General features: G+C 37.0%; 23 protein-coding genes. 12 read left to right on the top strand and 11 right to left on the bottom strand.

The window, feature by feature from the left end:
* Positions 1–177 precede the first annotated feature (177 nt).
* From V4B18_RS07640 to V4B18_RS07625, 4 genes are all read left to right on the top strand, one after another.
* Positions 178–1,464, top strand: a complete 1,287-nt coding sequence (locus V4B18_RS07640) for an RsmB/NOP family class I SAM-dependent RNA methyltransferase (RefSeq protein WP_455475826.1) — start codon at positions 178–180, stop codon at positions 1,462–1,464.
* 132 nt (positions 1,465–1,596) lie between these two features.
* Positions 1,597–3,153 carry a glutamine-hydrolyzing GMP synthase gene (guaA, locus tag V4B18_RS07635; RefSeq protein ID WP_455475825.1) on the top strand — a complete coding sequence of 519 codons (1,557 nt, stop codon included), beginning with the start codon at positions 1,597–1,599 and terminating at the stop codon, positions 3,151–3,153.
* 247 nt (positions 3,154–3,400) lie between these two features.
* Positions 3,401–4,240, top strand: a complete 840-nt coding sequence (locus V4B18_RS07630) for an abortive infection family protein (RefSeq protein WP_455475824.1) — start codon at positions 3,401–3,403, stop codon at positions 4,238–4,240.
* Between the two features lie 90 nt (positions 4,241–4,330).
* On the top strand, positions 4,331–5,053 hold the full coding sequence (locus V4B18_RS07625; RefSeq protein WP_455475823.1) for a glycerophosphodiester phosphodiesterase: 723 nt from the start codon (positions 4,331–4,333) through the stop codon (positions 5,051–5,053).
* 111 nt (positions 5,054–5,164) lie between these two features.
* Here V4B18_RS07625 and V4B18_RS07620 read toward each other — a convergent pair whose 3' ends face one another.
* The 7 genes from V4B18_RS07620 to V4B18_RS07590 form a co-directional block, all read right to left on the bottom strand.
* Complete coding sequence (locus tag V4B18_RS07620) at positions 5,165–6,202, bottom strand: sn-glycerol-3-phosphate import ATP-binding protein UgpC (protein WP_455475822.1); 1,038 nt, start codon at positions 6,200–6,202, stop codon at positions 5,165–5,167.
* 2 nt (positions 6,203–6,204) lie between these two features.
* On the bottom strand, positions 6,205–7,056 hold the full coding sequence (gene ugpE, locus V4B18_RS07615) for a sn-glycerol-3-phosphate ABC transporter permease UgpE (RefSeq protein ID WP_455475821.1): 852 nt from the start codon (positions 7,054–7,056) through the stop codon (positions 6,205–6,207).
* 10 nt (positions 7,057–7,066) lie between these two features.
* Entirely contained in the window at positions 7,067–7,951 is an 885-nt protein-coding gene (gene ugpA / locus V4B18_RS07610) for a sn-glycerol-3-phosphate ABC transporter permease UgpA (RefSeq protein ID WP_455475820.1), read from the bottom strand.
* Between the two features lie 103 nt (positions 7,952–8,054).
* On the bottom strand, positions 8,055–9,383 hold the full coding sequence (ugpB, locus tag V4B18_RS07605) for a sn-glycerol-3-phosphate ABC transporter substrate-binding protein UgpB (protein WP_455475819.1): 1,329 nt from the start codon (positions 9,381–9,383) through the stop codon (positions 8,055–8,057).
* Positions 9,384–9,777: 394 nt separating this feature from the next.
* The gene (locus V4B18_RS07600; RefSeq protein WP_455475818.1) at positions 9,778–10,701 is read right to left on the bottom strand and encodes a metal ABC transporter solute-binding protein, Zn/Mn family; all 924 of its coding nucleotides are present in this window, start codon (positions 10,699–10,701) and stop codon (positions 9,778–9,780) included.
* Positions 10,698–11,585 carry a metal ABC transporter permease gene (locus tag V4B18_RS07595; protein ID WP_455475817.1) on the bottom strand — a complete coding sequence of 296 codons (888 nt, stop codon included), beginning with the start codon at positions 11,583–11,585 and terminating at the stop codon, positions 10,698–10,700. Before V4B18_RS07595 ends, V4B18_RS07600 begins: the two co-directional genes overlap by 4 nt.
* Before the next feature lie 5 nt (positions 11,586–11,590).
* Positions 11,591–12,343 carry an ABC transporter ATP-binding protein gene (locus V4B18_RS07590; RefSeq protein WP_455475816.1) on the bottom strand — a complete coding sequence of 251 codons (753 nt, stop codon included), beginning with the start codon at positions 12,341–12,343 and terminating at the stop codon, positions 11,591–11,593.
* 614 nt (positions 12,344–12,957) lie between these two features.
* Here V4B18_RS07590 and nrdH point away from each other — a divergent pair.
* From nrdH to nrdF, 4 genes are read left to right on the top strand one after another with little or no spacing between them, the layout of a single operon-like run.
* Positions 12,958–13,182 carry a glutaredoxin-like protein NrdH gene (gene nrdH / locus V4B18_RS07585; protein WP_455475815.1) on the top strand — a complete coding sequence of 75 codons (225 nt, stop codon included), beginning with the start codon at positions 12,958–12,960 and terminating at the stop codon, positions 13,180–13,182.
* On the top strand, positions 13,182–13,580 hold the full coding sequence (gene nrdI / locus V4B18_RS07580) for a class Ib ribonucleoside-diphosphate reductase assembly flavoprotein NrdI (RefSeq protein ID WP_455475814.1): 399 nt from the start codon (positions 13,182–13,184) through the stop codon (positions 13,578–13,580). Before nrdH ends, nrdI begins: the two co-directional genes overlap by 1 nt.
* Positions 13,562–15,712, top strand: a complete 2,151-nt coding sequence (nrdE, locus tag V4B18_RS07575; RefSeq protein ID WP_455475813.1) for a class 1b ribonucleoside-diphosphate reductase subunit alpha — start codon at positions 13,562–13,564, stop codon at positions 15,710–15,712. Before nrdI ends, nrdE begins: the two co-directional genes overlap by 19 nt.
* A 12-nt stretch (positions 15,713–15,724) precedes the next feature.
* Positions 15,725–16,699: a class 1b ribonucleoside-diphosphate reductase subunit beta gene (gene nrdF, locus V4B18_RS07570; protein ID WP_455475812.1), complete on the top strand. Its 975-nt coding sequence runs from the start codon at positions 15,725–15,727 to the stop codon at positions 16,697–16,699.
* Here nrdF and prmC read toward each other — a convergent pair.
* The 4 genes from prmC to secA form a co-directional block, all read right to left on the bottom strand.
* Positions 16,696–17,562 carry a peptide chain release factor N(5)-glutamine methyltransferase gene (gene prmC / locus V4B18_RS07565; RefSeq protein WP_455475811.1) on the bottom strand — a complete coding sequence of 289 codons (867 nt, stop codon included), beginning with the start codon at positions 17,560–17,562 and terminating at the stop codon, positions 16,696–16,698. The two genes, nrdF and prmC, sit on opposite strands and share 4 nt — an antisense overlap.
* Positions 17,559–18,638 carry a peptide chain release factor 1 gene (gene prfA / locus V4B18_RS07560; protein WP_455475810.1) on the bottom strand — a complete coding sequence of 360 codons (1,080 nt, stop codon included), beginning with the start codon at positions 18,636–18,638 and terminating at the stop codon, positions 17,559–17,561. Before prfA ends, prmC begins: the two co-directional genes overlap by 4 nt.
* A gap of 195 nt (positions 18,639–18,833) precedes the next feature.
* Positions 18,834–19,283, bottom strand: coding sequence for a Fur family transcriptional regulator (locus tag V4B18_RS07555; protein WP_455476563.1), 450 nt, complete (start codon positions 19,281–19,283; stop codon positions 18,834–18,836).
* A complete protein-coding gene (gene secA, locus V4B18_RS07550) occupies positions 19,267–21,984 on the bottom strand; it encodes a preprotein translocase subunit SecA (RefSeq protein WP_455475809.1) in 2,718 nt (905 codons plus the stop codon). The genes V4B18_RS07555 and secA overlap by 17 nt, the downstream gene beginning before the upstream one ends.
* Before the next feature lie 405 nt (positions 21,985–22,389).
* On the opposite strand from secA, the gene V4B18_RS07545 reads away from it, so the two are divergent.
* From V4B18_RS07545 to V4B18_RS07530, 4 genes are all read left to right on the top strand, one after another.
* A complete protein-coding gene (locus tag V4B18_RS07545) occupies positions 22,390–23,343 on the top strand; it encodes a peptidylprolyl isomerase (RefSeq protein WP_455475808.1) in 954 nt (317 codons plus the stop codon).
* Positions 23,344–23,471: 128 nt separating this feature from the next.
* Positions 23,472–24,710, top strand: a complete 1,239-nt coding sequence (argJ, locus tag V4B18_RS07540; protein ID WP_455475807.1) for a bifunctional glutamate N-acetyltransferase/amino-acid acetyltransferase ArgJ — start codon at positions 23,472–23,474, stop codon at positions 24,708–24,710.
* Between the two features lie 136 nt (positions 24,711–24,846).
* Entirely contained in the window at positions 24,847–25,260 is a 414-nt protein-coding gene (gene mutT / locus V4B18_RS07535) for an 8-oxo-dGTP diphosphatase MutT (protein ID WP_455475806.1), read from the top strand.
* A 316-nt stretch (positions 25,261–25,576) separates the two neighbouring features.
* Positions 25,577–26,932, top strand: coding sequence for an L-cystine transporter (locus V4B18_RS07530; protein ID WP_455475805.1), 1,356 nt, complete (start codon positions 25,577–25,579; stop codon positions 26,930–26,932).
* Positions 26,933–26,944: the final 12 nt, after the last annotated feature.

The raw sequence follows: 26,944 nt of genomic DNA, 5'->3' as shown, positions 1-26,944 counted from the left end.
AGTTACTAAATACTGAGCTTTATGGAGTAATAAAAGAGGTATAATTTTTGCGCATTTCATGATCGGGAGCATTCAGTCTTTAATGTAATTTTTATGATTTTGAGAAGAGTTCTCTGTCCGGAAGAAAGATAATTTTGTTTTTTGCTTAAACTATTTTAAATCTAATGGGAGAAATGAATGCGATTAGGTGGGCGCTTACAGGCAGCGATAGATGTTTTAAAAGAAATAGAAGAGCGGCACCGTCCTGTAGGTGAAGCTTTAAGAGACTGGGGGCTTTCTCATCGTTTTGCTGGGGCAGGAGATCGCGCAGTAATTGGTACAATTGTTTATGATGTTTTGAGACGACGTTACTCTTTACAATGGCGTATGAATAGTGATGATATTCGAGATAGTGTTTTCGCTACCTTATTAGATACTGGAAAAATGGTCATTGAACAAGTTGATGCAGAATTAAATGGTGATCGGTTTGCTCCGCAGTTATTAGGAGAAACGCAGCGTCAATCTTGGCAAAAGCGACAATTAATCGATGCACCAGAATATATTCGCGGTGATATACCTCAGTGGTGTAAAGCTCATTTATTGCCTTTATTTGCAAATAATTGGGTAATGGAAGCTGCTGCGTTAGCAACGCGTCCTCCTTTCGATTTACGTGTAAATAGTTTGAAAGCAACACCAGAAAAGGTACTTAAGGAATTAGCCAAAATTAAAGTTCAATCTTTGTCATGGTTTCGACAAGCCTTAAGGATTGCACCAATTGAAACATTTGGTCGTCATCCCAATGTTCAAATTGAACCTGCTTTTCAAAAGGGGCACTTTGAAATACAGGACTTAGGGTCTCAGATTGTTGCTCATCTTATTGAAGCAAAAGCAGGTATGCAGGTGTTGGATTATTGCGCTGGTGCTGGTGGAAAAACCCTAGCTTTAGCCGCCAACATGAATAACCGCGGACAAATTTATGTTTATGATTTAGATAAGGCGCGTTTGGCTCCTATATTTGATCGTCTTCGAAGAGCTGGTGTTCGTAATGTACAGTCACGAGGGCATGTAGAAGAATTAAAGCCGTTAATAGGTCAGATGGATATTGTTTTATTGGATGCTCCATGTAGTGGCACAGGAACATGGCGTCGTCGTCCAGATACAAAGTGGCGCTTAACACCAGAACAGGTGAAGAAACGCCAAACAGAACAGAGTGCTATTTTGAATGCGGTACTGAATTATCTTAAACCAAGTGGGCGTTTAGTCTATATAACATGCTCTCTTTTTTTTGATGAAAATGAGGGACAAATTTCTCGTTTTCTTCAGCAGCATTCCAATTTTCATCCCATAAATATGCAAACATTGTGGCAAAAACATTTTAGTTTTTCGACTGTGCAACCAATATTTTCAAATTATGGACTCACTTTATCACCGGCTTCAACAAAAACAGATGGCTTTTTTTTATCTATTTTGCAACAAGAGCATTAATCTACATTTTCAGGTTTTTTATTTCTAATTTTTAAAAATAATGTTTTTTCCATGTTAATTAGCTTGTGAAAAAAGAAAGATTGAATAATAAATCTCATTTACTAACTTTTCGCAATTATTGATTGGATTTCTATGAGTACATCGCATTCAGGTACTGTTCTTATTATTGATTTTGGTTCGCAAGTTACGCAACTGATTGCGCGACGGGTACGAGCAATGGGCGTTCATTCTGAAATTGTTCCGTTTCAATTGGCTTCAGAATGGATCAAGAAAACTAGACCTGACGCTGTTATTTTATCGGGTAGTCCTCATTCAACTCTCGATGATGGTTCACCGCGTGCTCCGATGGAAATTTTTAAGGCTGGTATTCCGGTTCTTGGGATCTGTTATGGTGAACAAGTAATGTGTGTTCAGCTTGGAGGAAAAGTTGAATCTGGGCGTGAACGTGAATTTGGACGTGCTTTTCTGGAGGTGCGAGAAGAGAGTGCACTTTTTGGTGATGCTTGGAAAAAAGGCTCTTCTTATCAAGTGTGGATGAGCCACGGTGATCGTGTAACAGATTTGCCAAAAGGTTTTCGTGTTATCGGAACATCAAAAGGTGCTCCTTATGCTGCCATTGCAGATGAAGAACGTCGTTTTTATGCGGTGCAGTTTCATCCCGAAGTGGTACATACACCAGATGGTGCAAAGCTGTTGGAAAATTTTGTTCATAAAATCTCCGGTCTTAAAAGTAATTGGTCAATGGCGGCTTATCGTGACCGCATGATTGCTGAGATACGCGAAAAAGTTGGAAAAAGTCGTGTGATTTGTGGTCTTTCAGGAGGGGTTGACTCAACAGTTGTGGCTGTTCTTCTCCATGAAGCAATAGGAGATCAACTGACATGTGTTTTTGTAGATCACGGGTTAATGCGTAAAAATGAAGCTGAAGAAGTTCTTACATTATTTCGAGAGCACTATAATATAAATCTTATCCATGTTAATGCTGCCAATATATTTATCAATGCTCTAGAAGATGAAACAGATCCAGAGAAAAAACGTAAAACAATAGGTCGTCTTTTCATTGAAGTTTTTGAAGAAGAAACCAGAAAGATAGGTGGAGCAGAATTTTTAGCACAGGGGACGCTTTACCCAGACGTTATTGAGAGCGTATCAGCTATTGGTGAATCCGTAACAATTAAAAGCCATCATAATGTAGGTGGATTGCCAGAACGAATGAATATGAAACTTGTAGAGCCGTTACGTGAGCTATTCAAGGATGAAGTTCGTATTTTAGGGAGAGAGTTAGGATTACCTGAACAATTTATTGGTCGCCATCCTTTCCCAGGGCCTGGTCTAGCAATTCGGTGTCCAGGTGCGGTGACACGTGAAAAATTAAAAATTTTACGCGAGGCGGATGCTATTTATCTTGATGAAATTCGTAAAGCTGGTCTTTATGATGAAATTTGGCAAGCTTTTGCTGTCCTTCTTCCTGTTCAGACTGTTGGTGTTATGGGCGATGGGCGTACTTACGAATTTGTTTGTGCCCTTCGTGCTGTAACGTCTGTAGATGGTATGACTGCTGATTTTTATCCGTATGATATGGAATTTTTAAGGAAGGCAGCTGCGCGCATTATTAATGAAGTTAAGGGTATCAATCGTGTTGTGTACGATATAACTTCAAAACCTCCCAGTACCATTGAGTGGGAGTGATCTTATACTGAGCATCTTCTCAAGCATTGAATCTCATTTAAAGTTATACAAACCTGTGTAAAGTTGCAATTTGTCTGCTTCAGCGTGGGATCATCTTTCTATGTATGGTATCATTAAAAGTCTATTTTTTCTACAGCGCGATTGGTTATGTTGTTTGAGCTTCGGTTCAGCATTTGGTGCTGTTTGACTAATGGTAATAGTATCTATCGTGGGATTTTAACTGTTTTTTGTTTTATAAAGAGGATGCATGTCCAATCTGAATTTTCTTGAACGTCAGAAATTCGAGCGTTTGTTTAAGATGGGCGATGGTTTTGTTTTAGATTTTACAAATTGCACGTATGCTGCATTTTTTAACGAGTATGGAGTAGATATTTACGCGTCGAGATATTCTAAGCATGGTACCTCAAAAGCTAAAAGAATGCGTGCGTTTTGGGACATAGATTCTGATTGTGTAGTGGGTCGTGTTATGGACGGTTTAATTGCTTTTGGTGTCGAACAGAATTGGATTGACAACAAAGATATTAAATTAATTTTAGATTGCCAGAAGACTTCTTACCGTCTTCAAAATTCTCAACAATCGGATGGACTAAGTGTTTTGAGCACTTTCTGTAAAGTGAAAAACTTTAAGATAGCCATCCAGCATATCAACGATTCTATTTATAGAGATCAACCTGAAGCTGCTTTAGATCGGTTGCATACCTGCTTGTGCATCTTTATTCGCGAAAAATGCAAAAAATACGGTATTAAGGTTGCAGTTGATAAAAATAATAATAAGCCACTCCACAGCCTTTATGGAGAATACGTAAAAGTGCTGGACAAAGCATTAAGTAAAGATGGTTACCTTAAGTCTGAAATGACTGAGAGTATTATAAAATCTACTATTCGGTTGATGCAGGATTTTAATAAGGTACGTAATAATAACACCCTCGCACATCCTAATTTGCTTTTAAGTTACGAGGAAGGTTTGCTGATTTTAAATTATATCAGTATCACAATGCAGTTCATTAATTCATTAGAAAAGAAAATTCAAGTTCTTGATAATTCGGGTGCCGAACAAAATGCTTTGAGCAGTGATGTTCCTTTTTAATTGTTTGCAGATCAGATATTGATTTTTTAGTTACCATCTTGCTACATATCTAAATCGTATCATTTAAAATTGGAAAATGTGAAGCCTTCTATGTCTAAACAAAAAATTATTGCTCATCGTGGAGGAGCAAGCCTTTATCCTGAAAATACTCTTGCAGCATTTCGTCATGCAATTGCGTTAGGAGTAGATGAGGTTGAGTGCGATGTTCATCTGCTAAAAAGTGGTGAAGTGGTTGTATTTCACGATTTTCATTTGGAACAATTGGTTGGAAAAGAGGGGTATATCCACGATGTTGATAATGAAACACGCAAAAAACTCCGCGTGAAAGGCAGCAATGAAGCTCCTCCTTTGTTGGAAGAGCTGCTTGATCTTTTGGAACCAACAAAAGTCTGTCTGCATCTTGAAATTAAAACATGTGGCAAAATTGAACGTGAATATACTTTATCACAAAAGGCACTTGCATTAATAAAAAGTCGAAATTTAGAAGAACGCGTTTCTGCAATTAGTTTTGACCCTATTAGCCTTCGCCCCTTCATTGAAGCAGGAATACCATCTGGTCCATGCATTGATAACTTTGAAGGCGATATGTGTCGTTATTTTTCTGAATGGAAACAACTAGGGTATCGTGATCTAAGTTTATATGGCTCCATTACTTCACAAGATTTTATTGAATCTGCGGTTGATGCTGGTTTTACTGTAGGAGTATGGACAGTCAACGGAAAAGTTCGGTTATCGCATTGGCTTGATATGCCAGTACATTATATTACAACAGACCAACCTGATCTTGCTTTACAATTGCGTTCACAAAAGTAAAAAGATTCTACACTATTATACAGATAAAATTGTATATCCAAAAAGAATGGAGTGGTAAAAAATTTTTCTAATTTATGCAGCTTATCGAGTTTGCATTTTAGTTGCCACTAATTACGTGCATTTTCCTGTACTCTTATTGAAAGTATGAAAACTTTGAGAAGCAACAGTAAAGCTTAATTTTTGTCCATAGCTATCCGTGAGACGCTCTTTTGTTTCTATATTAAAAATAGAATCATTCCAACGCGTTACAATGTGACATCCTGTTCCAATAGGTTTTATAAGTTCAATTTGTGTATGAAAAACAAATCCTTTATCTGGATATTCACCTAATAAAATTGCTTCTGGCCTAAATGCCAAAAGATCAGTGTCTTCACTACAAGCAAATGAGTTTCCCAAATATTGTTCCAAAACTTGACGATCAAGAAAATTCATAGGGGGAGAACCAATAAATTCAGCAACAAAGGTTGTCGCTGGATGATCATAAATTTCCATGGGAGTGCCAATTTGTTCTATATGCCCTTTATTAAGAACGACGATTCTATCTGCTAATGTCATTGCTTCTAACTGATCATGAGTGACATAAAGGCTAGTTGTACCTAAAGAACGCTGTAACGCTTTAATTTCAACACACATTTGCGCACGCAATTTTGCATCAAGATTTGAAAGTGGTTCATCAAAGAGAAAGACGCGTGGCTGTCGTACAATCACACGTCCCATTGCAACACGCTGTCGTTGCCCCCCCGATAATTGTCGCGGCTTACGATCCAGAAATGGCTCTATTTGCAAAAGTTTTGCAGCATGTGCAACGCGCTTCTTAATTTCGTCTTTTGGGGTTTTACGATTTTTTAATCCATATTCTAAGTTTCCACGAACCGTCATGTGCGGGTAAAGTGCATAATTTTGGAAAACCATAGCAATGTCACGGTCAGCTGGTTCACGATCATTGATACGCTCATTGTCAATATAAAGTTCACCTGAAGTAACTTGTTCTAGTCCAGCGATAATGCGCAATAAAGTTGATTTTCCACATCCTGAAGGACCAACAAGGACAAGAAGTTCACTATCAGCAACGGTTAAATTTAGATCATTAATAATCAAAATACCATTATCATATTGCTTTTTTATATTAGATAACTGAATTACGGCCACAGTTATTTCTCCGTTTCAATGAGGCCTTTAACAAAAAGCCGCTGCATAAAAATGACAATTAAAACAGGTGGTACCATGGCAACGACTGATATTGCCATAAGAATATTCCATTGGGGATCGTGTTGAAGTGATTCCACTATAAGCTGTTTTAGAATCACAAGGATGGTTTGATGCTCTTGATCCGTTGTAACAATAAGAGGCCAGAGATATTGTACCCATCCATAAATAAACATGATGATAAATAAAGCTGCAATGTTACTTTTGCTTAAAGGTAGGAGGATATCTTTGAAAAATTTAAATGGTCCAGCACCGTCGACGCGTGCAGCTTCTAAAAGTTCATCGGGGATAGTCAGAAAAAACTGACGAAATAAAAATGTAGCTGTTGCTGATGCAATGAGTGGAATAATCATTCCGCTATAGGTGTTTATCATGCCCAATTTTGCGACGACAACGTATGTTGGGATGATGCGGACTTCGACAGGGAGCATTAACGTAACAAAGATAAGGGCAAAAGCAGTTTTTCTAAAAGGAAAGCGCATGTAGACAATTGCATAGGCAGAGAAGAGCGAAATAATAATTTTTCCAATACTAATACCAAGTGCCATAATGAATGAGTTGATTAAAAGTGGTCCCAGTCGTGGAAGACCAAGTTGTACAAGTTTGTCACCAAAGATTATTGTGTAATTTTCTAACGCGTATTTTCCTGGAAGGAGTGGAAGTGTTCCTGCACTAAACGAAGCTGAACTGTGAGTTGAGGCGATAATAGCGACATAAACTGGAAAACAAATGACAATGATACCACAAATCAGGATAAGGTGGGTCATAAATCTCAAAATAGGACGATTTTCAACCATGATTTTCCTCTTAATATTGCACGCGACGTTCAATCCAGCGAAATTGGATAAATGTCAAGACAATAACCATAAGCATTAATATTGCTGATTGTGCTGCTGATGCACCAATTATTTGATTTTTAAAGCCATCATCATACACTTTGTAGACAAGTGTGCTTGTTGCACGTGCTGGTCCTCCAGCAGTCATGTTGTCGATAATACCGAATGTATCAAACATGACATAATGAATGTTTATGATGAGGAGAAAAAAGGTTGTAGGTGAAATTTGTGGGAAGATGACAGTCCAAAATCGTTTAAAGGGACCAGCACCATCGATTGCGGCTGCTTCTATTTGGGAGCGTGGAATAGATTGAAGACCGGCAAGAAAAAAAAGAAAATTATAAGATATTTGTTGCCAGCTCGCAGCAATCACAATCATGATCATAGCTTGAACACCGCTGATACGATGATTCCAAATAATACCTATTTTTTCAAAGAGAAAGGGAAAAATTCCAATAGCAGGGTGAAAAATAAACAACCACAATACACCAGCTAGTACAGGAGCAACAGCATAAGGCCAAAGCAAAAGCATAGTATAAGCTTTTTTGGCATGAATAACACGATCAACACAGACCGCCAAAAGAAGCGATATTACCATTGCCACAACAGTGACAGAAATAGAAAATATCGCGGTTGTGAGCAATGACTTTATATAAACAGGATCAGAGAAGATTGTTATATAATTCTCAAGACCAATAAATGTTGTCGTAAAACCAAAAGGATCCTCACGTTCAAAAGATAATTTTATTGTTTGAGCAGCAGGTAGAAAAAAAAACAGAAAAGTTACCGCAAGTTGAGGAAAGAGTAGCCAGTAAGGAAGTAGGCTATTTTTAAAATATGCATGTTTTTCTTGCATTTTTAATGTTCTTTAATAAAAGGCATTGGAAGGTCGATGATAAAGAAATTGAAAAGACAACCTTTAGGTTGAGTTTTTTAATTTTTAATAACGATCATGCAATTTAACGGTTTGTTTTTTCAAATTCACGGAGAAGCTTATTTCCACGCTCAACAGCTGTATCTAACCCCACTTTTGGTGTCTTAGATCCACTAAGAACAGCTTCTAATTCTTGATCTAGAATGGAACGAATTTGTGGTAAATTACCAAATCTTATCCCCTTTGAGTTAACTGTTGGTGGGTTGAGATTAATTTGTTTGATGGCTATATCTGCATTTAAATTTTTGTCATAAAAATGTTGCTCTTTACTTAATTCATAAGCGGCTTTTGTTGTTGGAAGGTAACCTGTTTTTTGGTGCCACTTTGCTTGGTTATCCGCTTTTGAGAGAAATTTAAGAAAAGCAGCTGCTCCTGCATATTCTTTTTTTGTATGACCTTTCAATATCCAAATGGAAGCACCACCAATAATTGAATTCTGTGGTGCACCCTCTACATCATTATAATATGGTAGCATACCAAATCCAACATTAAATTGAGCTTCGGAAACAATTCCAGCGCGCGATCCTGAAGATTGTATAAAAATTGCACAATTTTGCGCCATAAACATTGGGGTTGCATCTAATGCACCGGCAGGACCACCGTAGCGAAAAAGACCTTGATCGGACCATTTTTTAAGATCGGTCCACATACGCACCTGTAAAGGTCCATTAAATGTAAGCTCTGAATCAAATCCATTAAAACCATTTTCTTTCGTTCCAAAAGGAATGTTATGCAAAGCTGAAAAATTTTCTATACCAATCCATTGAGATGCATATGCCATTGTAAAGCCACAGCTAGCTGCTTTAGTTTCAAGGATTTTTTTCGAAAAATTTTCAACATCTTGCCATGTTTTAGGTGGTTGTTCTGGATCAAGTCCTGCTTTTTTAAAGATATCTTTGTTGTAATAAAGAATTGGTGTTGAAGCATTAAATGGCATAGACAACATTCTTCCTTGAGAATCGGAGTAATAACTGCTGATAGCAGGTAAATAGTCTGTTGAGTTGAACTCTTGTTTTGTGTCAGCCATAAGTTGATAAACTGGATAAATTACATTTTTTGCTGCCATCATGGTTCCAGTACCAACTTCATAGATCTGAGCAAGAACTGGTTGTTGTTTTCCGCGAAATGCCGCAATGAGGGAGATCATGCCTTCTTCGTATTCACCACGAAATGAAGGAACAACTTTATACTCAGATTGGCTTGCATTAAAATCGTTAATAAAACTTTCGGTTTGTTTCCCTAGTTCGCCGCTCATAGAGTGCCAAAAGCTGATTTTTGTTTGCGCAAAACCTGTAGTTGCTGCTACGGTAGTAGCAATTGTAAATGCTGCTATAGAAAAATAAAAACGACTCATGGCTTACCCTTTCTGAAGTGATGGAACACAAATCTTCCTCAGATAAATAGCATTATACATAAACATGCCATGAAGGTTCTGTTTCAGAAATATGCTGACCCATTTAAACAGGAACCATCAAAAGGTCAAACGAATTTGTTTAAACTTTTCAGTTTTCCTTGTACTATTGACATTATATGCGAACAGAAACCGACATTGTATGTGAACAAAAACGTTGTGAATATTTAATGAAAAAACTAAAATATTTTAATTGAAAAGCGTAGAGGAAAAGCTTGAAAATACAAATAGTAAATATTATTTAGCCTGAGTTGTTATAGTACTTGAATTGATGATTTAGAGAAGGTTGTATATTTAATTTTTATGATATTTAACTTATAATCTTTGAAAAATAGTCTTAGTGCTTAATTATGGCTTCGATAATGGTGTTGACGTTATGTTTCATCATAGCGAGGTAAGTTGCGGCCGGACCATTTTCATTTGATAATGCGTCGGAATACAGTATTCCACCAATTTTTAAGCCTGTTTCTCTTGAAATTTGTTCTATTAGGCGAGGATTTGAAATATTTTCAACAAATAATGCAGCCGCTTTATTCGTTTTAATTTGTTTAATGAGTTCGGCTACATCGGCTGCGGTGGCTTCAGTTTCTGTTGATGTGTTCTGAGGTGCAAGAATGGTAAAACCATATTCTTGAGCAAAATAGCCAAAAGCGTCATGAGATGTGATAATCGTACGTTTATCTTTTGGGATGGTTGCAATTTGTGTTGTGATAATTGTCTGCATTTCGTTGAGTTTTTGAATATAAGCGTTGGCATTTTTGCGGTAATTTTCACAGGATTGTTCATCAATTTTACAAAAAGCAATGGCTATATTTTTTACATAAATTTTAACATTAGGGATAGTTTGCCAAGCATGTGGATCAATGTTGCTGTGATGGTGGTATTGCCCGACACCATGTCTTTGGTTTTTAATTTCGAGAGGAAAAATATTAGCACTAGTTTCTACAAGGAGTGCTTTCGTACCGCTTGCTGTAATAAGTCGGTCAATGAATCCTTCTAAATGAAGACCATTGATGAAAATGATATGGGCATTCTTAAGAGCTTGTGCATCACGGGGTGTTGGTGCATAGATGTGGGTGTTAGCATTGGAGCCAATAAGAGTGGTCATAAAAATGCGGTCACCTCCCACGTTTTTCACTAAATCTGCAAGAATAGAGAAACTTACAACAACTCTGATTTTATTCTGCGCATTATGTGCAGAAGCAAAAAATGAGAAAAGAGTAAGTAACAAGAAATTTCCAAGAAAAACAAATCGAGTCACATCATTTCCTTATGATAAGGGGGAGAATGCGTAAAGAGGTGAGGAAACCGTGTAACAATAAAGCCGCGTGGACTTATAAGGCAGGAAAGAAGATAAATAAATCCTGCAGTAATGATGATAGCGGGGCCAGAGGGAAGTGACAGATGAAAAGAAAGCAGTAGTCCACATGTGCTAGAAATGATTCCTAAAAAAATAGAAAGTATGCAAATAGAACCAAGACGCGAAAGCCAAAAACGGGCTGTAATGGCTGGGATCATCATAATGCCAACGGAGAGCAATGTTCCCAATGATTGAAAACCACCAACAAGATTTAACACTACAAGTCCAAGTAACGATATATGGACATATTTGCTCAATGGAGAGAGCGATTTAAAAAAGAAAGGGTCAAAACTTTCTATTACAAGAGCGCGCCAAAAAATGCAAAGGCTGCACACTGTAATAAGCATTATAGTAGTGATGAGCCAGAGAGCTTGAGTATCAATAGCAAGTACCGAACCAAATAAGAGATGAAGCAAATCAATAGTTGAATTCTTTAGCGAAATAATGATGACACCTGCTGCTAGCGCAATAAGATAAAAGACTGTCATTGATGCATCTTCTTTCTGAACGCTATTTCGTGAAATTATGGCAGTCGCTATTGCGACAATGATGCCAGCTAAGATTCCACCAAGTGTCATAAATATGAGGGAAAAACCACAGCAAAGAAAGGCAGCTGCAACACCAGGCAGAATGGCGTGGGATATAGCATCTCCTGTTAGACTCATTCCGCGTAGCATCAAAAATACGCCAGTAGGGCAAGCGCTGATTGATAAAAGAATTGAACCAATGAGTGCGCTTTGCATGAAATGAAAATCGACAAAAGGTGAAAGAAAAAACGCGTACACTTAAATTACAATCCAATACAGTTAGAATCATTGATAGTAAGGTATTGTTTTATCGATCTGATTTGGAAGGGTTTGGATATAAAAGGTGGCATAATATGCTGATTGTCGTTGTTAAAAAACAGTTTTGTTTCTCCATAAAAGGCGTTTTGTTCATTAATTTGGATCATTTGAGGAAAGTATTTCTGTATAACTAGGGGGTCATGTAGTGCTGTAAGGACTGTTCGTCCTTGCTGTTGCCAATGAGTAATTAACGCTAAAAGGTCTTTTTGGGTATTATGGTCTACACCATTGAAAGGTTCATCAAGTAAAATAATATCAGCGTCTTGTACAATAATACGCGCAAAAAGTGCACGTTGTAATTGACCACTTGATAGCGTACTAAGTGATTGGGCAGCGAGTGCTGTGAGCCCAACTATTTCAAGCGCATTTTGAATTTTATACTGATAAGGACGCTGATTTTTCCATAATCCGCAAAAAAACCATAGCCCTGTTTTTACAAGCGTTTCTACATTAATTGGAAATGTTCGGTCAATGTCGCATTGCTGAGATAGATAAGCAATACGGCTTTTTTGGGGTTTTGTAATTTTGCCATTAAGAGGTTTAATTAAGCCAGCAACAGCTTTAAGCAACGTAGATTTTCCAGATCCATTGTCCCCTGTTACTGCGACTAACGAACCTGCTATTAGTTTCGCTGAAAAACTTCTTATTGCTATCTTTCCTACATAGCCTAATGTTGCATTGTTAAAATGCAGACTCATAATCCATACCATTTCATTATTTTACAATGATAGTTATGTTATATTATTACATATGTCAATAAAATGTTATATTATTACATATCTTGGGAGCTAATATTGAAAATTAAGAAGTGAAAAGGTCGTGGAAAGTTCAAAACAGTAGTTGAATTTTCTTAGTGAAATATTAAAAATATACAGTATTGGCAGCGCGAAATGGAGGTGTGTGTATTCCACTTGGTGCTTGAGTTATTTCCGTAATGGGAGATGATATATTTTTAAAGAGTAAAATAGTGTTTTCGCTAGGGTGTCTTTTTTGTCTTTTGTGGATTTTTTGTCATGAAAGAGGAAAAATGAGTATTTGAAGCGGGTGCTTCGGGCGTTATCGTAGATCGTTTATTTTTTTTAAGACGGTAAGAGGGAAATGCAATGCAAGCAAGCGATTATTTTATGATCGGGGGACACTACTATAAATTGTAAGATAATCATATATTCTTATCATAATTTTAAATTAGTTGATTAAGAATGTGGGGATCTTCTGTTGTGTTTAAAAAACTATGTGTTGTTTGAATTAGGGCATAAAGAGTTACACATATTTGCGTAAAAGCTGATTTTTGGAATTATGGAAGTGAAAGAAAATGTCGATTACTATTTATAGCAAGCCATCTTGCGTTCAATGTGACGCTACGCGGCGTGCCTTTGATGCTAAAGGTGTTGAGTATCACGTTGTTGATATTTCGTGTGATGAACAAGCGTATAATTTTGTTCAATCCTTGGGGTATCGTCAAGTTCCTGTAGTAGTTTGTGGTGAAAACCATTGGTCTGGTTTCAGACCGGATATGATTAGTGGTCTTTGTGGTTAATGGGGCTTATTGTTTATTATTCTAGTACAACTGGTAATACTGAATATTTTGTTTCTCAGATTGGCCAACGACTTTTCAAGATTGATAAAAAAAAACCGTTTGCGTTAGTTGATGAACCTTATGTGTTGGCTGTTCCTACATATGCAGATGGTGAAGGTAGGATGGCTGTGCCAAAGGCGGTTATCCGTTTTCTTAATGAAATGGAGAATCGCAAATTAATTCGTGGTGTTATTGGTAGTGGAAATCGTAGTTTTGGTCGCAATTATGGTTTAGCTAGCAAGATTATTGCTGAAAAATGTTTGGTGCCTTGTCTTTATCGTTTTGAGCTTCGTGGAACTGAGGAAGATGTTATGTGTGTAAAAAAGGGATTGGAAAAGTTTTGGAAACAATCGGTATAGAACGGCTGAAAAAACTAGATAAAGTCACGGATTATCATGCATTAAATGCAATGCTTAATCTTTATGATGAAGATGGTTGTATCCAATTTGATATGGATCGGCTTGCGGCAAGGCAGTATTTCCTTCAGCATGTTAATCAAAATACGGTGTTTTTTCATAATCTTAAGGAAAAAGTAGATTATTTGATAGAGGAAGGTTATTATGAAGAATCCTTATTTAAGCTTTATGATTTTTCTTTTATAAAAAAACTTTTTAAACGTGCTTATGCATTTAAGTTTCGCTTTCCTACTTTTTTGGGCGCATTTAAATATTATACTAGCTATACGCTAAAAACTTTTGATGGGAAGCGCTATCTTGAGCGTTACGAGGATCGTGTTTGCCTTGTTGCTTTATATTTAGCACAAGGAAATAAAGCTCTTGCTGAGAGTCTTGTGGATGAAATTATTACAGGACGATTTCAACCTGCAACACCGACATTTTTAAATGCGGGGAAAAAACAACGTGGTGAATTGGTCTCGTGTTTTTTGTTACGAGTTGAAGATAATATGGAGTCGATAGGTCGTTCGGTCAATTCGGCTTTGCAACTTTCAAAGCGTGGTGGGGGTGTGGCGCTTTGTTTGACAAATTTGAGGGAAGCAGGAGCACCTATAAAGAAAATAGAAAATCAGTCTTCAGGTGTTTTGCCTGTGATGAAGCTTTTGGAAGATTCTTTTTCTTATGCCAATCAACTTGGTGCGCGGCAGGGGGCGGGCGCTGTTTATTTACATGCGCATCATTTAGATATTATGAAATTTTTGGATACGAAGCGCGAAAATGCTGATGAAAAGGTTAGAATCAAAACTCTTTCACTTGGTGTGATTGTTCCTGATATTACCTTTGAGCTTGCACGTAATAATGAGGATATGTATCTATTCTCACCTTATGATATTAAACGTGTCACAGGCAAACCTTTTAGCGATATTTCTTTGACGGAGCATTATCGATCTTTTGTTGATAATGCAGAGATTCGTAAAAAGAAAATAAGTGCACGTGTTTTTTTCCAGACGTTAGCAGAAATTCAATTTGAATCAGGTTACCCATATATTTTATTTGAGGATACTGCTAACAGAGCTAATCCGATAGCAGGGCGTATAAGTATGAGCAACCTATGCTCAGAAATTTTGCAGGTGAGTGAGGCTAGTGAGTTAGAAACGGATTTAACGTATCGTACTATTGGAAGTGATATATCTTGCAATCTTGGTTCAATGAATATTGCAAAAGCGATGGAAAGTAATGATTTTGGGAAAACTGTAGAAATTGCTGTCCGTGCTCTTACGGCTGTTTCTGATATGAGCAATATTGCTTGTGTACCTTCTATTGCGAAAGGCAATGCAGAAAGTCATGCGATTGGTTTAGGGCAAATGAATTTGCATGGTTTCTTAGCGCGTGAAAAGATTTATTACGGATCTCCAGAGGCGATTGATTTCACTAATATCTATTTTTACACTGTGGTGTTTCATGCAATACGTGCTTCCAATTTAATTGCACGCGAGCGTCAAGAAGTATTTGCGGGGTTTGAAAAATCAGCTTACGCAGATGGCAGTTTTTTTGCAAAATATATTGAAAAAGAATGGAAGCCACAATTTTCGCTTGTACAAGAAATTTTCACACGGAACAATATTGTGATCCCAGATCAAAAAGATTGGGAAGAGCTAAAAAAATTAGTTATTGAATATGGGCTTTATAATCGCAATCTTCAAGCTGTGCCACCCACAGGATCTATCTCTTATATTAATCATGCGACATCTTCGATTCATCCTATTGCTTCAAAGATCGAGATTCGTAAAGAAGGTAAAATTGGGCGCGTTTATTATCCTGCTCCTTATATGGATAATACAAATTTGAATTTTTATCAGGATGCTTATGAAATTGGTCCTGAAAAAATTATTGATACCTATGCTGCTGCTACACAGCATGTTGATCAAGGTCTTTCATTAACATTGTTTTTTCCTGATACGGCCACTACGCGTGATGTTAACCGTGCGCAAATTTATGCTTGGAAAAAGGGTATAAAAAGTATTTATTATATACGATTGCGGCAAATGGCATTAAGCGGAACAGAAGTGGATGGATGTGTTTCGTGCAGTTTATAGGAGATAATTCATATGACAAAGATTTCAACCAAAAATCCTGTTGTTAGCGCTGTCAATTGGAATAAGTTGCATGATGAAAAAGATCTTGAAGTTTGGAATCGCTTAACTGGAAATTTTTGGTTGCCTGAAAAAGTTCCTCTTTCCAATGATATTCCTTCTTGGTTAAGTCTGACAGAGGAGGAACGTAAGTTAACTGTTCGTGTTTTTACGGGGTTAACTCTTTTGGATACGATTCAGAATACTGTCGGAGCCATTTCACTGATGGCTGATGCAATAACAGAGCATGAAGAAGCCGTGTTGACGAATATCGCATTCATGGAGGCAGTTCACGCACGTTCTTATTCTTCTATTTTTTCAACTTTGTGTTCGACGGTAGAAGTTGATGACGCTTTTAGATGGTCAGAGGAAAATATTCATTTGCAAAAAAAAGCGAGATTAGTGCTTGAGCGTTATGAAGCAAATAATCCATTAAAGAAAAAAATTGCTTCTACTTTACTTGAAAGCTTTTTATTTTATTCTGGTTTTTATTTGCCTATGTATTGGGCTAGTCGCGCTAAATTGAGTAATACAGCTGATTTAATTCGGCTTATTATTCGTGACGAAGCCGTACATGGTTATTATATAGGTTATAAATTTCAATTGGGATTTGCAAAACTTGATGAAGCAAAAAAGCAGGAAACTAAGGATTTTGCTTTTGAGTTGCTCTTCGATCTTTATAATATTGAATGCAAATACACTGAAGATCTTTATGATGATATTGGGTTAACAGAAGATGTTAAAATTTTCATTCATTATAATGCAAATAAAGCTTTAATGAATCTTGGGTTTGAACCTCTTTTCCCATCAGAGGTTTGTCGTGTTAATCCAGCTATTTTAGCAGCTTTGTCACCGAACTCTGATGAAAATCACGACTTTTTTTCAGGTGCTGGTTCTTCCTATGTTATTGGTAAGGCAGTTGCCACTACGGATGAGGATTGGGAGTTTTAATGATTGCGTGAAAAGAGAAGTGCGCGGGGTATATTATTCAGATCTTTGCGCATTTCTAGGCATTGGAAACCATTTGTTTCAAACAAGTTGCAGATTTCTTTTTCTTGAGAGTAACCGATTTCAATAGCTATGTAACCCTTTGCTTTTAAGTAGTTTGCTGCTTTATGGGCAAGCTTTCGGTAAAAATCAAGACCATCTTTCCCACCAATTAGTGCGCGTAACGGATCATGAAGACGTACCTCTTTTGCAAGCTTTGTGATATCTTTTTCTGGAATATACGGTGGATTAGAAATAATGAGATCAAACTGACCTGTTACAAAATTGAACCAGTCGCTAAGAAGAGGTGTAAAACGACGAATTACCTCTGCATTTTTTGCATTTTTTGTGGCCGTTTTGAGAGCATCTTCAGAAATATCAACAGCTACTGCATAAGATTGAGGAATTTGTTTAAGAATTGCAATGGCAATGGCACCACTTCCTGTCCCCATATCAAGCAGTACTGTTTTTTTTGACTTTTTTACTTGTTTTTTTAAGAGTGGTAAAACGAGATCCACCAGCGTTTCTGTGTCAGGGCGTGGTTCTAATGTATCTTGAGATAACGCGAAGGGTATACCATAAAATTCTCGTGTTCCTATAATACGATAAACAGGTTCACAAGCAATACGTCGCTGTATAACGTGTTCTAATTTTAAAATTTGTTCAAAAGATAGACGAATATTTGGTTTACAAATTCTATCAGATGTGTTTGTACCTGTTATCCATTCAACTAGTATTTTGGCATCAAGATTAGCTTCAGGGATTGCGTGGTCGCGTAATTTTTCTTGAGTTTTTCGAATGACATTATTGAGAGAATAATCATTCATTTATTATCATCCATTTCTGTGAGGAGAGTGGTTTGGTAATCAGATATGAGAGCATTAATAAGCTCATCAAGGTCTCCCTCTAAGATGCGATCAAGTTTATATAATGTAAGATTAATACGATGATCTGTGACACGTCCTTGAGGAAAATTATAGGTGCGAATACGTTCTGATCTATCACCAGAACCAACTTGGTTTTTACGTGATTCTGAGCGTTCACTTTCCACTTTTTGTCGTTCAATATCGAATAGGCGTGCTCGTAAAATTTGAAGCGCACGTGCTTTGTTTTGATGTTGTGATTTTTCTGCTTGTACAACCATAATTCCTGTTGGAATATGTGTGACACGAACAGCGGAATCAGTTGTGTTGACGTGCTGTCCTCCTGCACCAGATGCACGCATTGTATCGATTCGAATATCTTCAGGACGGATCTCAATATCGATTTCTTCGGCCTCTGGAAGCACTGCAACGGTAGCAGCGGATGTATGAATGCGTCCACCCGTTTCTGTTTCAGGAATGCGTTGTACACGGTGAACACCTGATTCAAATTTTAGTTTGGAAAAAACCCCTTTACCTGAGATGGTGGCAATAATTTCTTTATATCCACCAACTTCACCTTCGCTAAGTGAAACAACTTCAACTTTCCAGTTATGGGCATCTGCATAACGTTCATACATGCGGAAAAGATCGCCAGCAAAAAGTGCAGCTTCTGATCCACCTGTTCCTGCTCGAATTTCAACAATAGCGCTTTTTTCGTCAGCAATATCTTTGGGTAAAAGAAGAATTTGGAGTTCTTGCTCAAGTTGTTCCCTTTTCTGAAATAATGATGGCAGTTCTTCTTGAGCAAGGCCACGCATTTCCACATCTGTTAACTTATCATTAATTATAATTTCTAACTCTGTGATTTCTATATAAAGAGCGTTTAATATTCGTATAGAAGTAACAATTGGCTGTAACTCTGCGTATTCAGAAGCTAGCTTTACATAAGTTCCAGCATTTGGGCTTTTAGCCATTTGGCTCTCAATTATTTCAAAGCGCTTTTCAAGCTGTCTCATACGATCTTGCGGCAAAGAAACCATGATAATACTAGCCTAATTTGTTGTAGTAATTTGCGATGATATTGATGACTGATTTTTATAACATCATATAAAAGAAGTGATAATAAAGTAGAAAAGCTCTCTTGCCAACGAAAACTGTAGTTTTTTTTATGGTGAATTTGTGTAAAGTTCGATTTTTGTGAAGCGCTTTTTGATTATACATATGAAATCATTAACTTAAGAATTGCGTTTTTTCCCATAAATTTCAAAACGATGATGAATAATATCATATCCAAGAGATTTAGCGATTTCCTTCTGCAGCTTTTCAATGATATCAGATTGAAATTCAATGACTTTTCCTGTATCTATGTCAATGAGATGATCATGGTGCTCCCCATCTGCTTGCTCAAAACGAGATGGTCCACCATTAAAAGAATGGCGATGAATTGTCCCGTTTCCTTCTAATGTTTTCATTGTTCGATAAACAGTTGAAAGCGAAATACTAGAATCTATTTTGTTGGCACGCTGAAAAATTTCGAATGCATTCGGATGGTCATTTGTGTCGGTCAAAATATCAAGAATCACACGCCTTTGACGTGTTACCCTCAAACCCGCAGTACGTAATTCTTGTTCATAATTTCGCTTTTTACTCATTTCAATTGTTTGCTTTTCAAACAAAAGCCCCATGACAGTGTTTGTATTTTTTTTCTGAACCGCAAGGACAACGCTCGTTGCGCCCAACTTTTCCCCATGTAGTTAAATCGCAAGGATCACGATCCTTAGGAGAGACAAATCTATTTTCCCGTGACTGTGTCCATAAGGTGGGATCATTTTCTTTACTTTTATCATCAGCACCAGAATGATCTGTATCAATTTGCACAGGTAGCGGTGTTTCTGTAGGTTCTTGGATAATCTCAAAACGCATAAGTTTAGAAATGACATGTTTGCGCAAATTTTTGAGCATGGCTTGAAAGAGTTCAAATGCTTCTGTTTTATATTCGTTAAGAGGATCTCTTTGCGCATAACCACGAAAACCAACAACAGAACGTAAATGATCTAAATTTACTAGATGTTCGCGCCATAACGTGTCAATGGTTTCGAGTAATATTGCTTTGTGGAAATAAGCCATAATTTCTGGAGAATAACGTTCAGTGCGTTCGTTTTCAAGTTGAACAATCGCATCAGATACGCGTTCTAATATCTGTTCTTGAGCAATTCCCTCTTCTCTGGCCCATTCTTCCACTGGAAGCTCAAGATTGAAGAGCTGATGAAGTTCCGTTTGTAAAGTTTTAGTATCCCATTTTTCAAAATATGCTCCTGATGGAACATAAGCCTCTACCAAATCTTCAACCACTTCGTTACGCATCTCAAGAATCATTTCAGCCAAATCGTCTGCATTCATGACTTCCATACGCTGCTCAAAAACAACTTTGCGCTGATCATTCATGACATCATCGTATTTTAATAAATTTTTACGAATTTCAAAATTCCGCGCTTCGACTTTCTTTTGAGCTTTCTCGATGGCTTTGTTAATCCATGGATGGATAATGGCTTCATTTTCTTTCAATCCAAGTTTCTGCAGCATGCTATCCATACGATTAGAGCCGAAGATACGCATAAGATCATCTTGAAGAGAAAGGAAAAATTTTGATCGACCAGGATCGCCTTGACGACCAGAACGACCACGAAGCTGGTTATCAATACGACGACTTTCGTGACGTTCTGTAGCAATAACATAAAGTCCACCCGCTGCCAAAGCTTTTTCTTTGAGTTGCTTGACATCTTTTTTTATTTCTTCAATTTTAGCGGTTCGCTCTGCTCCTTCGGGCATGTTTTGCAATTCTTGTCTAATGCGCATCTCGACATTGCCACCAAGCTGTATATCAGTACCGCGACCTGCCATATTGGTTGCAATGGTTAAAGCTCCAGGAACCCCTGCCTGTGCAATAATGTATGCTTCTTGCTCATGATAGCGAGCATTCAGGACTCTAAAATTGGTAATACCTTCTTTTCGTAAGAGCTCTGCTAATTGTTCTGACTTTTCAATAGAGGTTGTTCCAACAAGAATAGGTTGTCCTTTTTCGTGTGCTTGACGAATATTATGCACAATGGCACGATATTTTTCTTCCGCTGTTCGATAAATTTCATCATCCTCATCACGACGCTGTACTGGTAAATTTGTGGGAACTTCAAAAACATCAAGTCCATAAATATTACTAAATTCTTCAGCTTCTGTTATTGCAGTACCTGTCATACCAGATAATTTTCTATACATACGAAAATAATTTTGAAAAGTGATAGAAGCTAATGTCTGATTTTCTGGTTGAATAGCAACATGCTCTTTAGCTTCTAGTGCTTGATGAAGTCCTTCAGAATAACGCCGTCCTGGCATCATACGCCCTGTAAATTCATCAATAATAACAATTTCATCATTTCGGATAATGTAATCTTTGTCACGGGTAAATAGTTTATGCGCTTTTAAGGCATTATTTATATGATGGATAATAGCAACATTTTCTATATCATAAAGACTTTCGCCTTTAAGATGTCCAGCTTGCTTGAGTATTTCTTCAATTTTTTCAGTCCCAAATTCGGTAAAAGTTGTCGTTTTTTGTTTTTCATCTATTTCGTAGTCTTCTGGAGTCAAGGTAGGAATAAATGTATCAATTAAGTTATAGAAATCAGTGCGATCTTCTAAAGGACCAGAAATGATAAGAGGGGTACGCGCTTCATCAATAAGAATCGAATCAACCTCATCGACGATTGCATAATGATGTCCACGTTGAACCATTTGACTACTATTAAAAGCCATATTATCGCGAAGATAATCAAAACCTAATTCATTATTTGTTGCGTAGGTAATATCACATGCATAGGCTGCTCGGCGAGCATCATTATCAAGATCATGAAGAATCACACCTGTTGTCAATCCTAAAAAACCATAGAGTTTCCCCATAGTTTCAGCATCACGCTCAGCGAGATAATCATTTACTGTAACGACATGGACGCCTTTTCCTTCCAATGCGTTTAGGTAAACTGGTAGTGTTGCCATTAATGTTTTACCTTCACCTGTACGCATTTCAGCAATACCTTGCTCATGAAGTACCATCCCACCAATGAGCTGTACATCAAAAGGACGCATATTATAAACACGCTTTGCTGCCTCACGAACAGTTGCGAAAGCTTCTGGTAAAAGCAAATCAATAGTCTCACCTTCCGTTAATCGTTTACGGAATTCATCGGTTTTTTGGCAGAGTTGTGTATCACTTAATTTTTGAAATTGTTCTTCCAAAGCATTAATTTTTATGACTTTTTGGCGAAAAGCTTTGAGACGACGCTCATGAGCTGAACCAAAAAGTTTACGTGCAAGAACGCCTAAACCGACCATTCATGGCCCTTTCTTTTATTTGTTATCATTACAGTTAGGTGCTTCATATATTATCCCCATACTCAGCATCTTCCAAGGGGTTTAATACGATTAGATGCAGACGACATTTATTATATTTGTTGGTGCGTAATTTTTTACTTCATTTAACAGTAGAGATAAGGGGATAAGCGCACTGTGTCAACTTCAGTAATGTCATTTAGTTGATACATTGCAGAGTAATTTAGAGAATAATATGGCATTTTTTACATTACCATATTTTTCAGTGTCACAAAGTAGAGTATGATAAACTAAAATAAAATGGAAAATTTATGTTTTTTTAATAAACTATCTATGTTTAGAGATCTAAAGTGTTATGATAAAAAATCAAAATTTTTAGACATGCGTTTATCTTTAAGGAGCCTATTTATGAAATTAAACTTTATCACGCTGTTTTTGACATCAATTTTATTAGCGAGTACAAATTTAGGGGTGATGGCCCAAGAAAGCGTGGAGTCTGCGTCGAATGACTTAAAGGCTTTGGAGAAAGCTTCTGAAAAAAACATTGCACCCTCTCACGTTATGGCAGTTATTGATGGAAAAGAGATTACAGCAGGGCAATTGGATGAGTTAGCGCTCGAAATAAACCCTAATTTAGTAAGTATCCCTGATGAACAGCGCCGTATAACGGTTTTGAAAGCCTACATGGATATGCGCGTACTTACTAAAGCAGCGATTAGCAAAGGAATCGATAAGACCGAAGCCTACAATAAACGTATGGCAATTATGCGCGATAATGTTCTTCAGCAGTTGTATTTTAAACAAATGATTGTTGACCAAATTTCAGATGCTGATTTGGTAGCTCTCTATGATAAAGAAGTTGCTGCTTTACCTAAAGAGGATGAAATTAAAGCACGCCATATTTTAGTTAAAACAAAAAAAGAAGCAGAAACTATTATTAAGCGTTTAAATAAGGGAGAAAATTTTGCAGAAATTGCAAAAAAGAGTTCAACAGATGGTTCAGCTGCTGTTGGGGGTGATCTTGATTATTTTAGCCACGGTCAAATGGTGAAGCCTTTCGAAGACGCCGCGTTTAGCTTGAAAGTTGGAGAATATACTAAAAATCCTGTTGAAAGCCCTTTTGGTTGGCATGTTATAAAGGTGGAAGATCGTCGTTTAAAGCAACCTCCTGTATTTGATGATGTAAAAGAGATGTTGCGTACACAGCTTATAAAAGAGCGCTACCAAAAACTTATTACTGAGTTGCGCAGTAAGTTAGATGTAAAATATCCTGATGCTCATATTGCAGAACTTATGCAATCACTTAATAAAAATGGTATGTCGTTGCTAGGTGATACATCTGGTGAAGAAGAAGTAGAATAGCGTTTTTAAAGCTGGGCGATTTAGTGTATTGATTTTATTAAAAAAGCCCAGCAGTTATTTGCGATGGAGTGTTTATTCCTAACCATTTGATTGCATGGCGTTTCGTTTATCTTTATGGAAAATATGCTGTGGATTTAAAAATATTACCTTTTCCTTTCTCAAAAATACAGGAGCTCCCACCTTTATCGGGTGTGCGGATAGCAACAGCAGAAGCTGGGATCAAATATAAAGGTCGTACAGATCTTCTTTTTATTGTATTTGATACGCCAGCAAGTGTGGCTGGTGTTTTTACACGTTCAAAGTGTCCATCTGCTCCTGTGGATCACTGTCGCGCATCGCTTTCTCATGGAGTCGCTAGGGGGGTTGTTGTTAATTCGGGGAATGCAAATGCTTTTACGGGACGCAAAGGAAAGCAAACAACAGATGCAATAATGCATGCTGCAGCAAGTGTTTTGAACGCTGAAGAAAATGAAATTTTTATAGCCTCTACAGGTGTAATCGGAGAGCCGATGGATGCGTCTTGTGTTGTAAATCTTTTATCCAATATGGCTAAGACAGCAAAAGAAGACAATTGGTTGGAGGCTGCAAAAGCCATTATGACAACTGATACGTTTCCAAAACTTGCTATGCGCAGATTTGATTGCGGGGGAGAGATTATTACCATTAACGGGATTGCAAAAGGTGCTGGTATGATTGCACCAGATATGGCAACAATGTTATCTTTTGTGGTGAGTGATGCAGTAATTTCTTCAGATATACTACAATCCATGTTATCAGAGGCAGTTCAAGGCTCTTTCAATTCGATTACTGTCGATAGTGATACTTCAACATCAGATACACTAATGATGTTTGCAACAGGGAAAAAACAAGAGGTTTTCCCCTGCATTACGAGTAAGTCCGATCCGCGTTATCAGGTATTTTTGGAACAATTAAGTGAGCTTTTTCTTGAGCTTGCGCTGCAAATTGTTTGTGATGGTGAGGGCGCTCGTCATTTAATTGAAGTTAATGTAATTGGTGCTACAACAGATAATGATGCTAAGACTATTGCTCAATCAATTGCAAATTCACCACTTGTAAAAACGGCAATTGCTGGTGAAGATGCGAATTGGGGGCGAGTCGTTATGGCAGTTGGCAAGGCAGGTGTTGAAGTAGATCGTGATCTACTGACTATTTGGTTTGGTAAACATCGCTTAGCTATCAATGGTGAACGTGATCCTGAGTACAATGAAAAGACAATTGGTGCTTATATGCAGGGTAAACATATTACAATTCGTGTTGATATTGGTTTGGGTAGTGGTAAGGCGACAATCTGGTCTTGTGATTTGACAAAGGAGTACGTTACGATAAATGGAGATTACAGAAGTTAATTGGTGCATTATGAATTAGCATCAGATATCTGTATATTTAAAAAAGAGATGGAGAGTTAAATCTTTTCATTTTTTTATGAAAGGTGGGGGATGATAAAAGAAGTTATCATCGTTATTTCCCATGTTAAAGGGTGGTATGTATATAAAAAATTCACTTCTTCTTGTTGTTGCATGTGCATTGGTTGATCAGAGCAATCGTGTTTTGCTTGCAGAGCGTCCTAAAGGAAAATCAATGGCTGGTTTATGGGAATTTCCTGGTGGGAAGATTGAACAAGGCGAGACTCCAGAAGAGTCATTAATTCGTGAATTAAAGGAAGAGATTGGCGTTCACATTTCATCAAATAATTTATTACCCTTGACGTTTGCGAGTCATAACTATGGAGAGTTTCATCTTTTAATGCCATTATATCTTTGTTATCATTACGATGGTATTGTACAGGGGAGAGAAGGACAAAATTTAGCATGGGTTTTTATTAGTGATTTAGATAATTATTCTATGCTTGATGCTGATAAGCCATTGATTCAGGTGTTAAAAAATTTTTTACTTTAATGTGTTTATGAAAAAAAATTTTAGAAACATTTTCTGTTTCCGCGCGACAAATTGTTTGCTCATCACTATGGTGCATTTTTTTATGTCACTTTATTTTGAAATTTAAAAAGAATGGTTCATACTTCTTTTGTATTAAAAGTATTTTATTTTTTAAAACTATTTTAAATAGTTATTAGTAAATATTTTAAACTAAAAATTTAAAATAATGATTTTTTAGCATATGTACAACTTTATATTTTATTCCCTAATATTGCATATTGCTTTTGAGCTATACTTTTTTCCCATATTTAAGCGTAACCGATAGTAGGCATAAACAATGACATTTAATTTTTTTATCAATTTATCTCTATTTGTTATTTTTTTATTATTGCTCTTTCAAAGTAAGAAAATAAAATGGGGGCTTTCATTACGTGTTACGTTGGGACTTATTTTAGGTTTAGTTTTTGGAAGTGCTTTGCAGATTATTTATGGAGAGGGTGAAATCACTTTATTAAAATCTGTTGAATGGTTTAACATTGTTGGAGATGGTTATATCTCGTTATTACAAATGATTGTTATGCCATTGGTTTTTGTCTCTATTGTTTTAGCAGTTTCTCATTTGCACTCTATTTATGATGTTGGTAAAATTAGTGTAGCAGCAGTTTCCATATTGCTCTTTACAACTGCTCTTTCAGCATTGATTGGCGTTTTTGTGGCTAATTTTTTTGGATTAACAGCGAATGGCTTGATACATGGAGAGGAAAGTGTTTCCGCTGTTCTTTTTCATCATACTTCTCAATTGGAAGGTATGAGTGCACCAAAGATGATTTTATCCTTTATACCTAAGAATCCATTTGCTGAATTAGGTGGGATAAAGCAGACGTCAGTTATTAGTGTTGTTATCTTTTCAGCATTTTTAGGTGCTGCGGCTACTCTTTTAAAGCAAGATGATCCAGATAAAGGAGAAAAAGCGCTTTTATTTATTCAAGTCGCACAATCTTGGATTATGCGATTAGTCCGTATTGTAATTGCTTTAACACCTTATGGTATTTTTGCACTTATGACTAAATTAGGAGCGACCTCAAATATTGCAGATATTTTAAAATTGTTGGTTTTTGTCATCGCTTCCTATGTTGGCATTATACTTATGTTTGGAATTCATGGTGTATTGCTTGGCATATCAGGAATTAACCCATTTCGCTTTTTCAGAAAGAGCTTGCCTGTTTTAGCATTCGCTTTTAGTAGTCGTTCAAGTGCTGCAAGTATTCCTTTAAATATTGATGCACAAACACAGTTGGTTGGCATACCACAATCAATTGCGAGTTTTACAGCCTCCTTTGGAGCAACTATTGGACAAAATGGTTGTGCAGGCCTTTATCCGGCCATGCTTGCGACCATGATAGCACCATCTGTAGGGATTAACCCTCTTGATCCTGCTTGGATTGCTAGTCTCGTTGGTGTTGTAACGTTAAGTTCTATTGGTGTTGCTGGTGTTGGTGGCGGTGCTATTTTTGCTGCACTGATCGTATTACCGATTATGGGGCTTCCTGTTCATTTGGTATCTGTACTCATTTCTATTGAACCTCTAATTGATATGGGGCGTACAGCTTTAAATGTAAGTGGTTCGATGTTAGCTGGAGCTGTAACAAGCCAAATATTACGTAAAACGGATAAAAGCATTTTTAAAAAATAATTGTTACCTTGA

It is taken from the genome of Bartonella sp. B17, assembly GCF_053795755.1.
Note: the sequence above shows the minus strand (reverse complement) of the source record. Positions and strands in the feature narration are given on the sequence as shown.

Bases quoted from the DNA above. Each gene is read 5' to 3' on its own strand.
- V4B18_RS07555 (WP_455476563.1), bottom strand. From the start codon at position 19,283: ATGGGGCTTTTGTTTGAAAAGCAAACAATTGAAATGAGTAAAAAGCGA.
- ugpB (WP_455475819.1), bottom strand. From the start codon at position 9,383: ATGAGTCGTTTTTATTTTTCTATAGCAGCATTTACAATTGCTACTACC.
- mutT (WP_455475806.1), top strand. From the start codon at position 24,847: ATGTATATAAAAAATTCACTTCTTCTTGTTGTTGCATGTGCATTGGTT.
- nrdF (WP_455475812.1), top strand. From the start codon at position 15,725: ATGACAAAGATTTCAACCAAAAATCCTGTTGTTAGCGCTGTCAATTGG.
- V4B18_RS07625 (WP_455475823.1), top strand. From the start codon at position 4,331: ATGTCTAAACAAAAAATTATTGCTCATCGTGGAGGAGCAAGCCTTTAT.
- ugpE (WP_455475821.1), bottom strand. From the start codon at position 7,056: ATGGTTGAAAATCGTCCTATTTTGAGATTTATGACCCACCTTATCCTG.
- ugpA (WP_455475820.1), bottom strand. From the start codon at position 7,951: ATGCAAGAAAAACATGCATATTTTAAAAATAGCCTACTTCCTTACTGG.
- V4B18_RS07530 (WP_455475805.1), top strand. From the start codon at position 25,577: ATGACATTTAATTTTTTTATCAATTTATCTCTATTTGTTATTTTTTTA.
- guaA (WP_455475825.1), top strand. From the start codon at position 1,597: ATGAGTACATCGCATTCAGGTACTGTTCTTATTATTGATTTTGGTTCG.
- V4B18_RS07640 (WP_455475826.1), top strand. From the start codon at position 178: ATGCGATTAGGTGGGCGCTTACAGGCAGCGATAGATGTTTTAAAAGAA.
- prfA (WP_455475810.1), bottom strand. From the start codon at position 18,638: ATGGTTTCTTTGCCGCAAGATCGTATGAGACAGCTTGAAAAGCGCTTT.
- secA (WP_455475809.1), bottom strand. From the start codon at position 21,984: ATGGTCGGTTTAGGCGTTCTTGCACGTAAACTTTTTGGTTCAGCTCAT.
- prmC (WP_455475811.1), bottom strand. From the start codon at position 17,562: ATGAATGATTATTCTCTCAATAATGTCATTCGAAAAACTCAAGAAAAA.
- nrdH (WP_455475815.1), top strand. From the start codon at position 12,958: ATGTCGATTACTATTTATAGCAAGCCATCTTGCGTTCAATGTGACGCT.
- V4B18_RS07590 (WP_455475816.1), bottom strand. From the start codon at position 12,343: ATGAGTCTGCATTTTAACAATGCAACATTAGGCTATGTAGGAAAGATA.
- V4B18_RS07630 (WP_455475824.1), top strand. From the start codon at position 3,401: ATGTCCAATCTGAATTTTCTTGAACGTCAGAAATTCGAGCGTTTGTTT.
- V4B18_RS07545 (WP_455475808.1), top strand. From the start codon at position 22,390: ATGAAATTAAACTTTATCACGCTGTTTTTGACATCAATTTTATTAGCG.
- nrdI (WP_455475814.1), top strand. From the start codon at position 13,182: ATGGGGCTTATTGTTTATTATTCTAGTACAACTGGTAATACTGAATAT.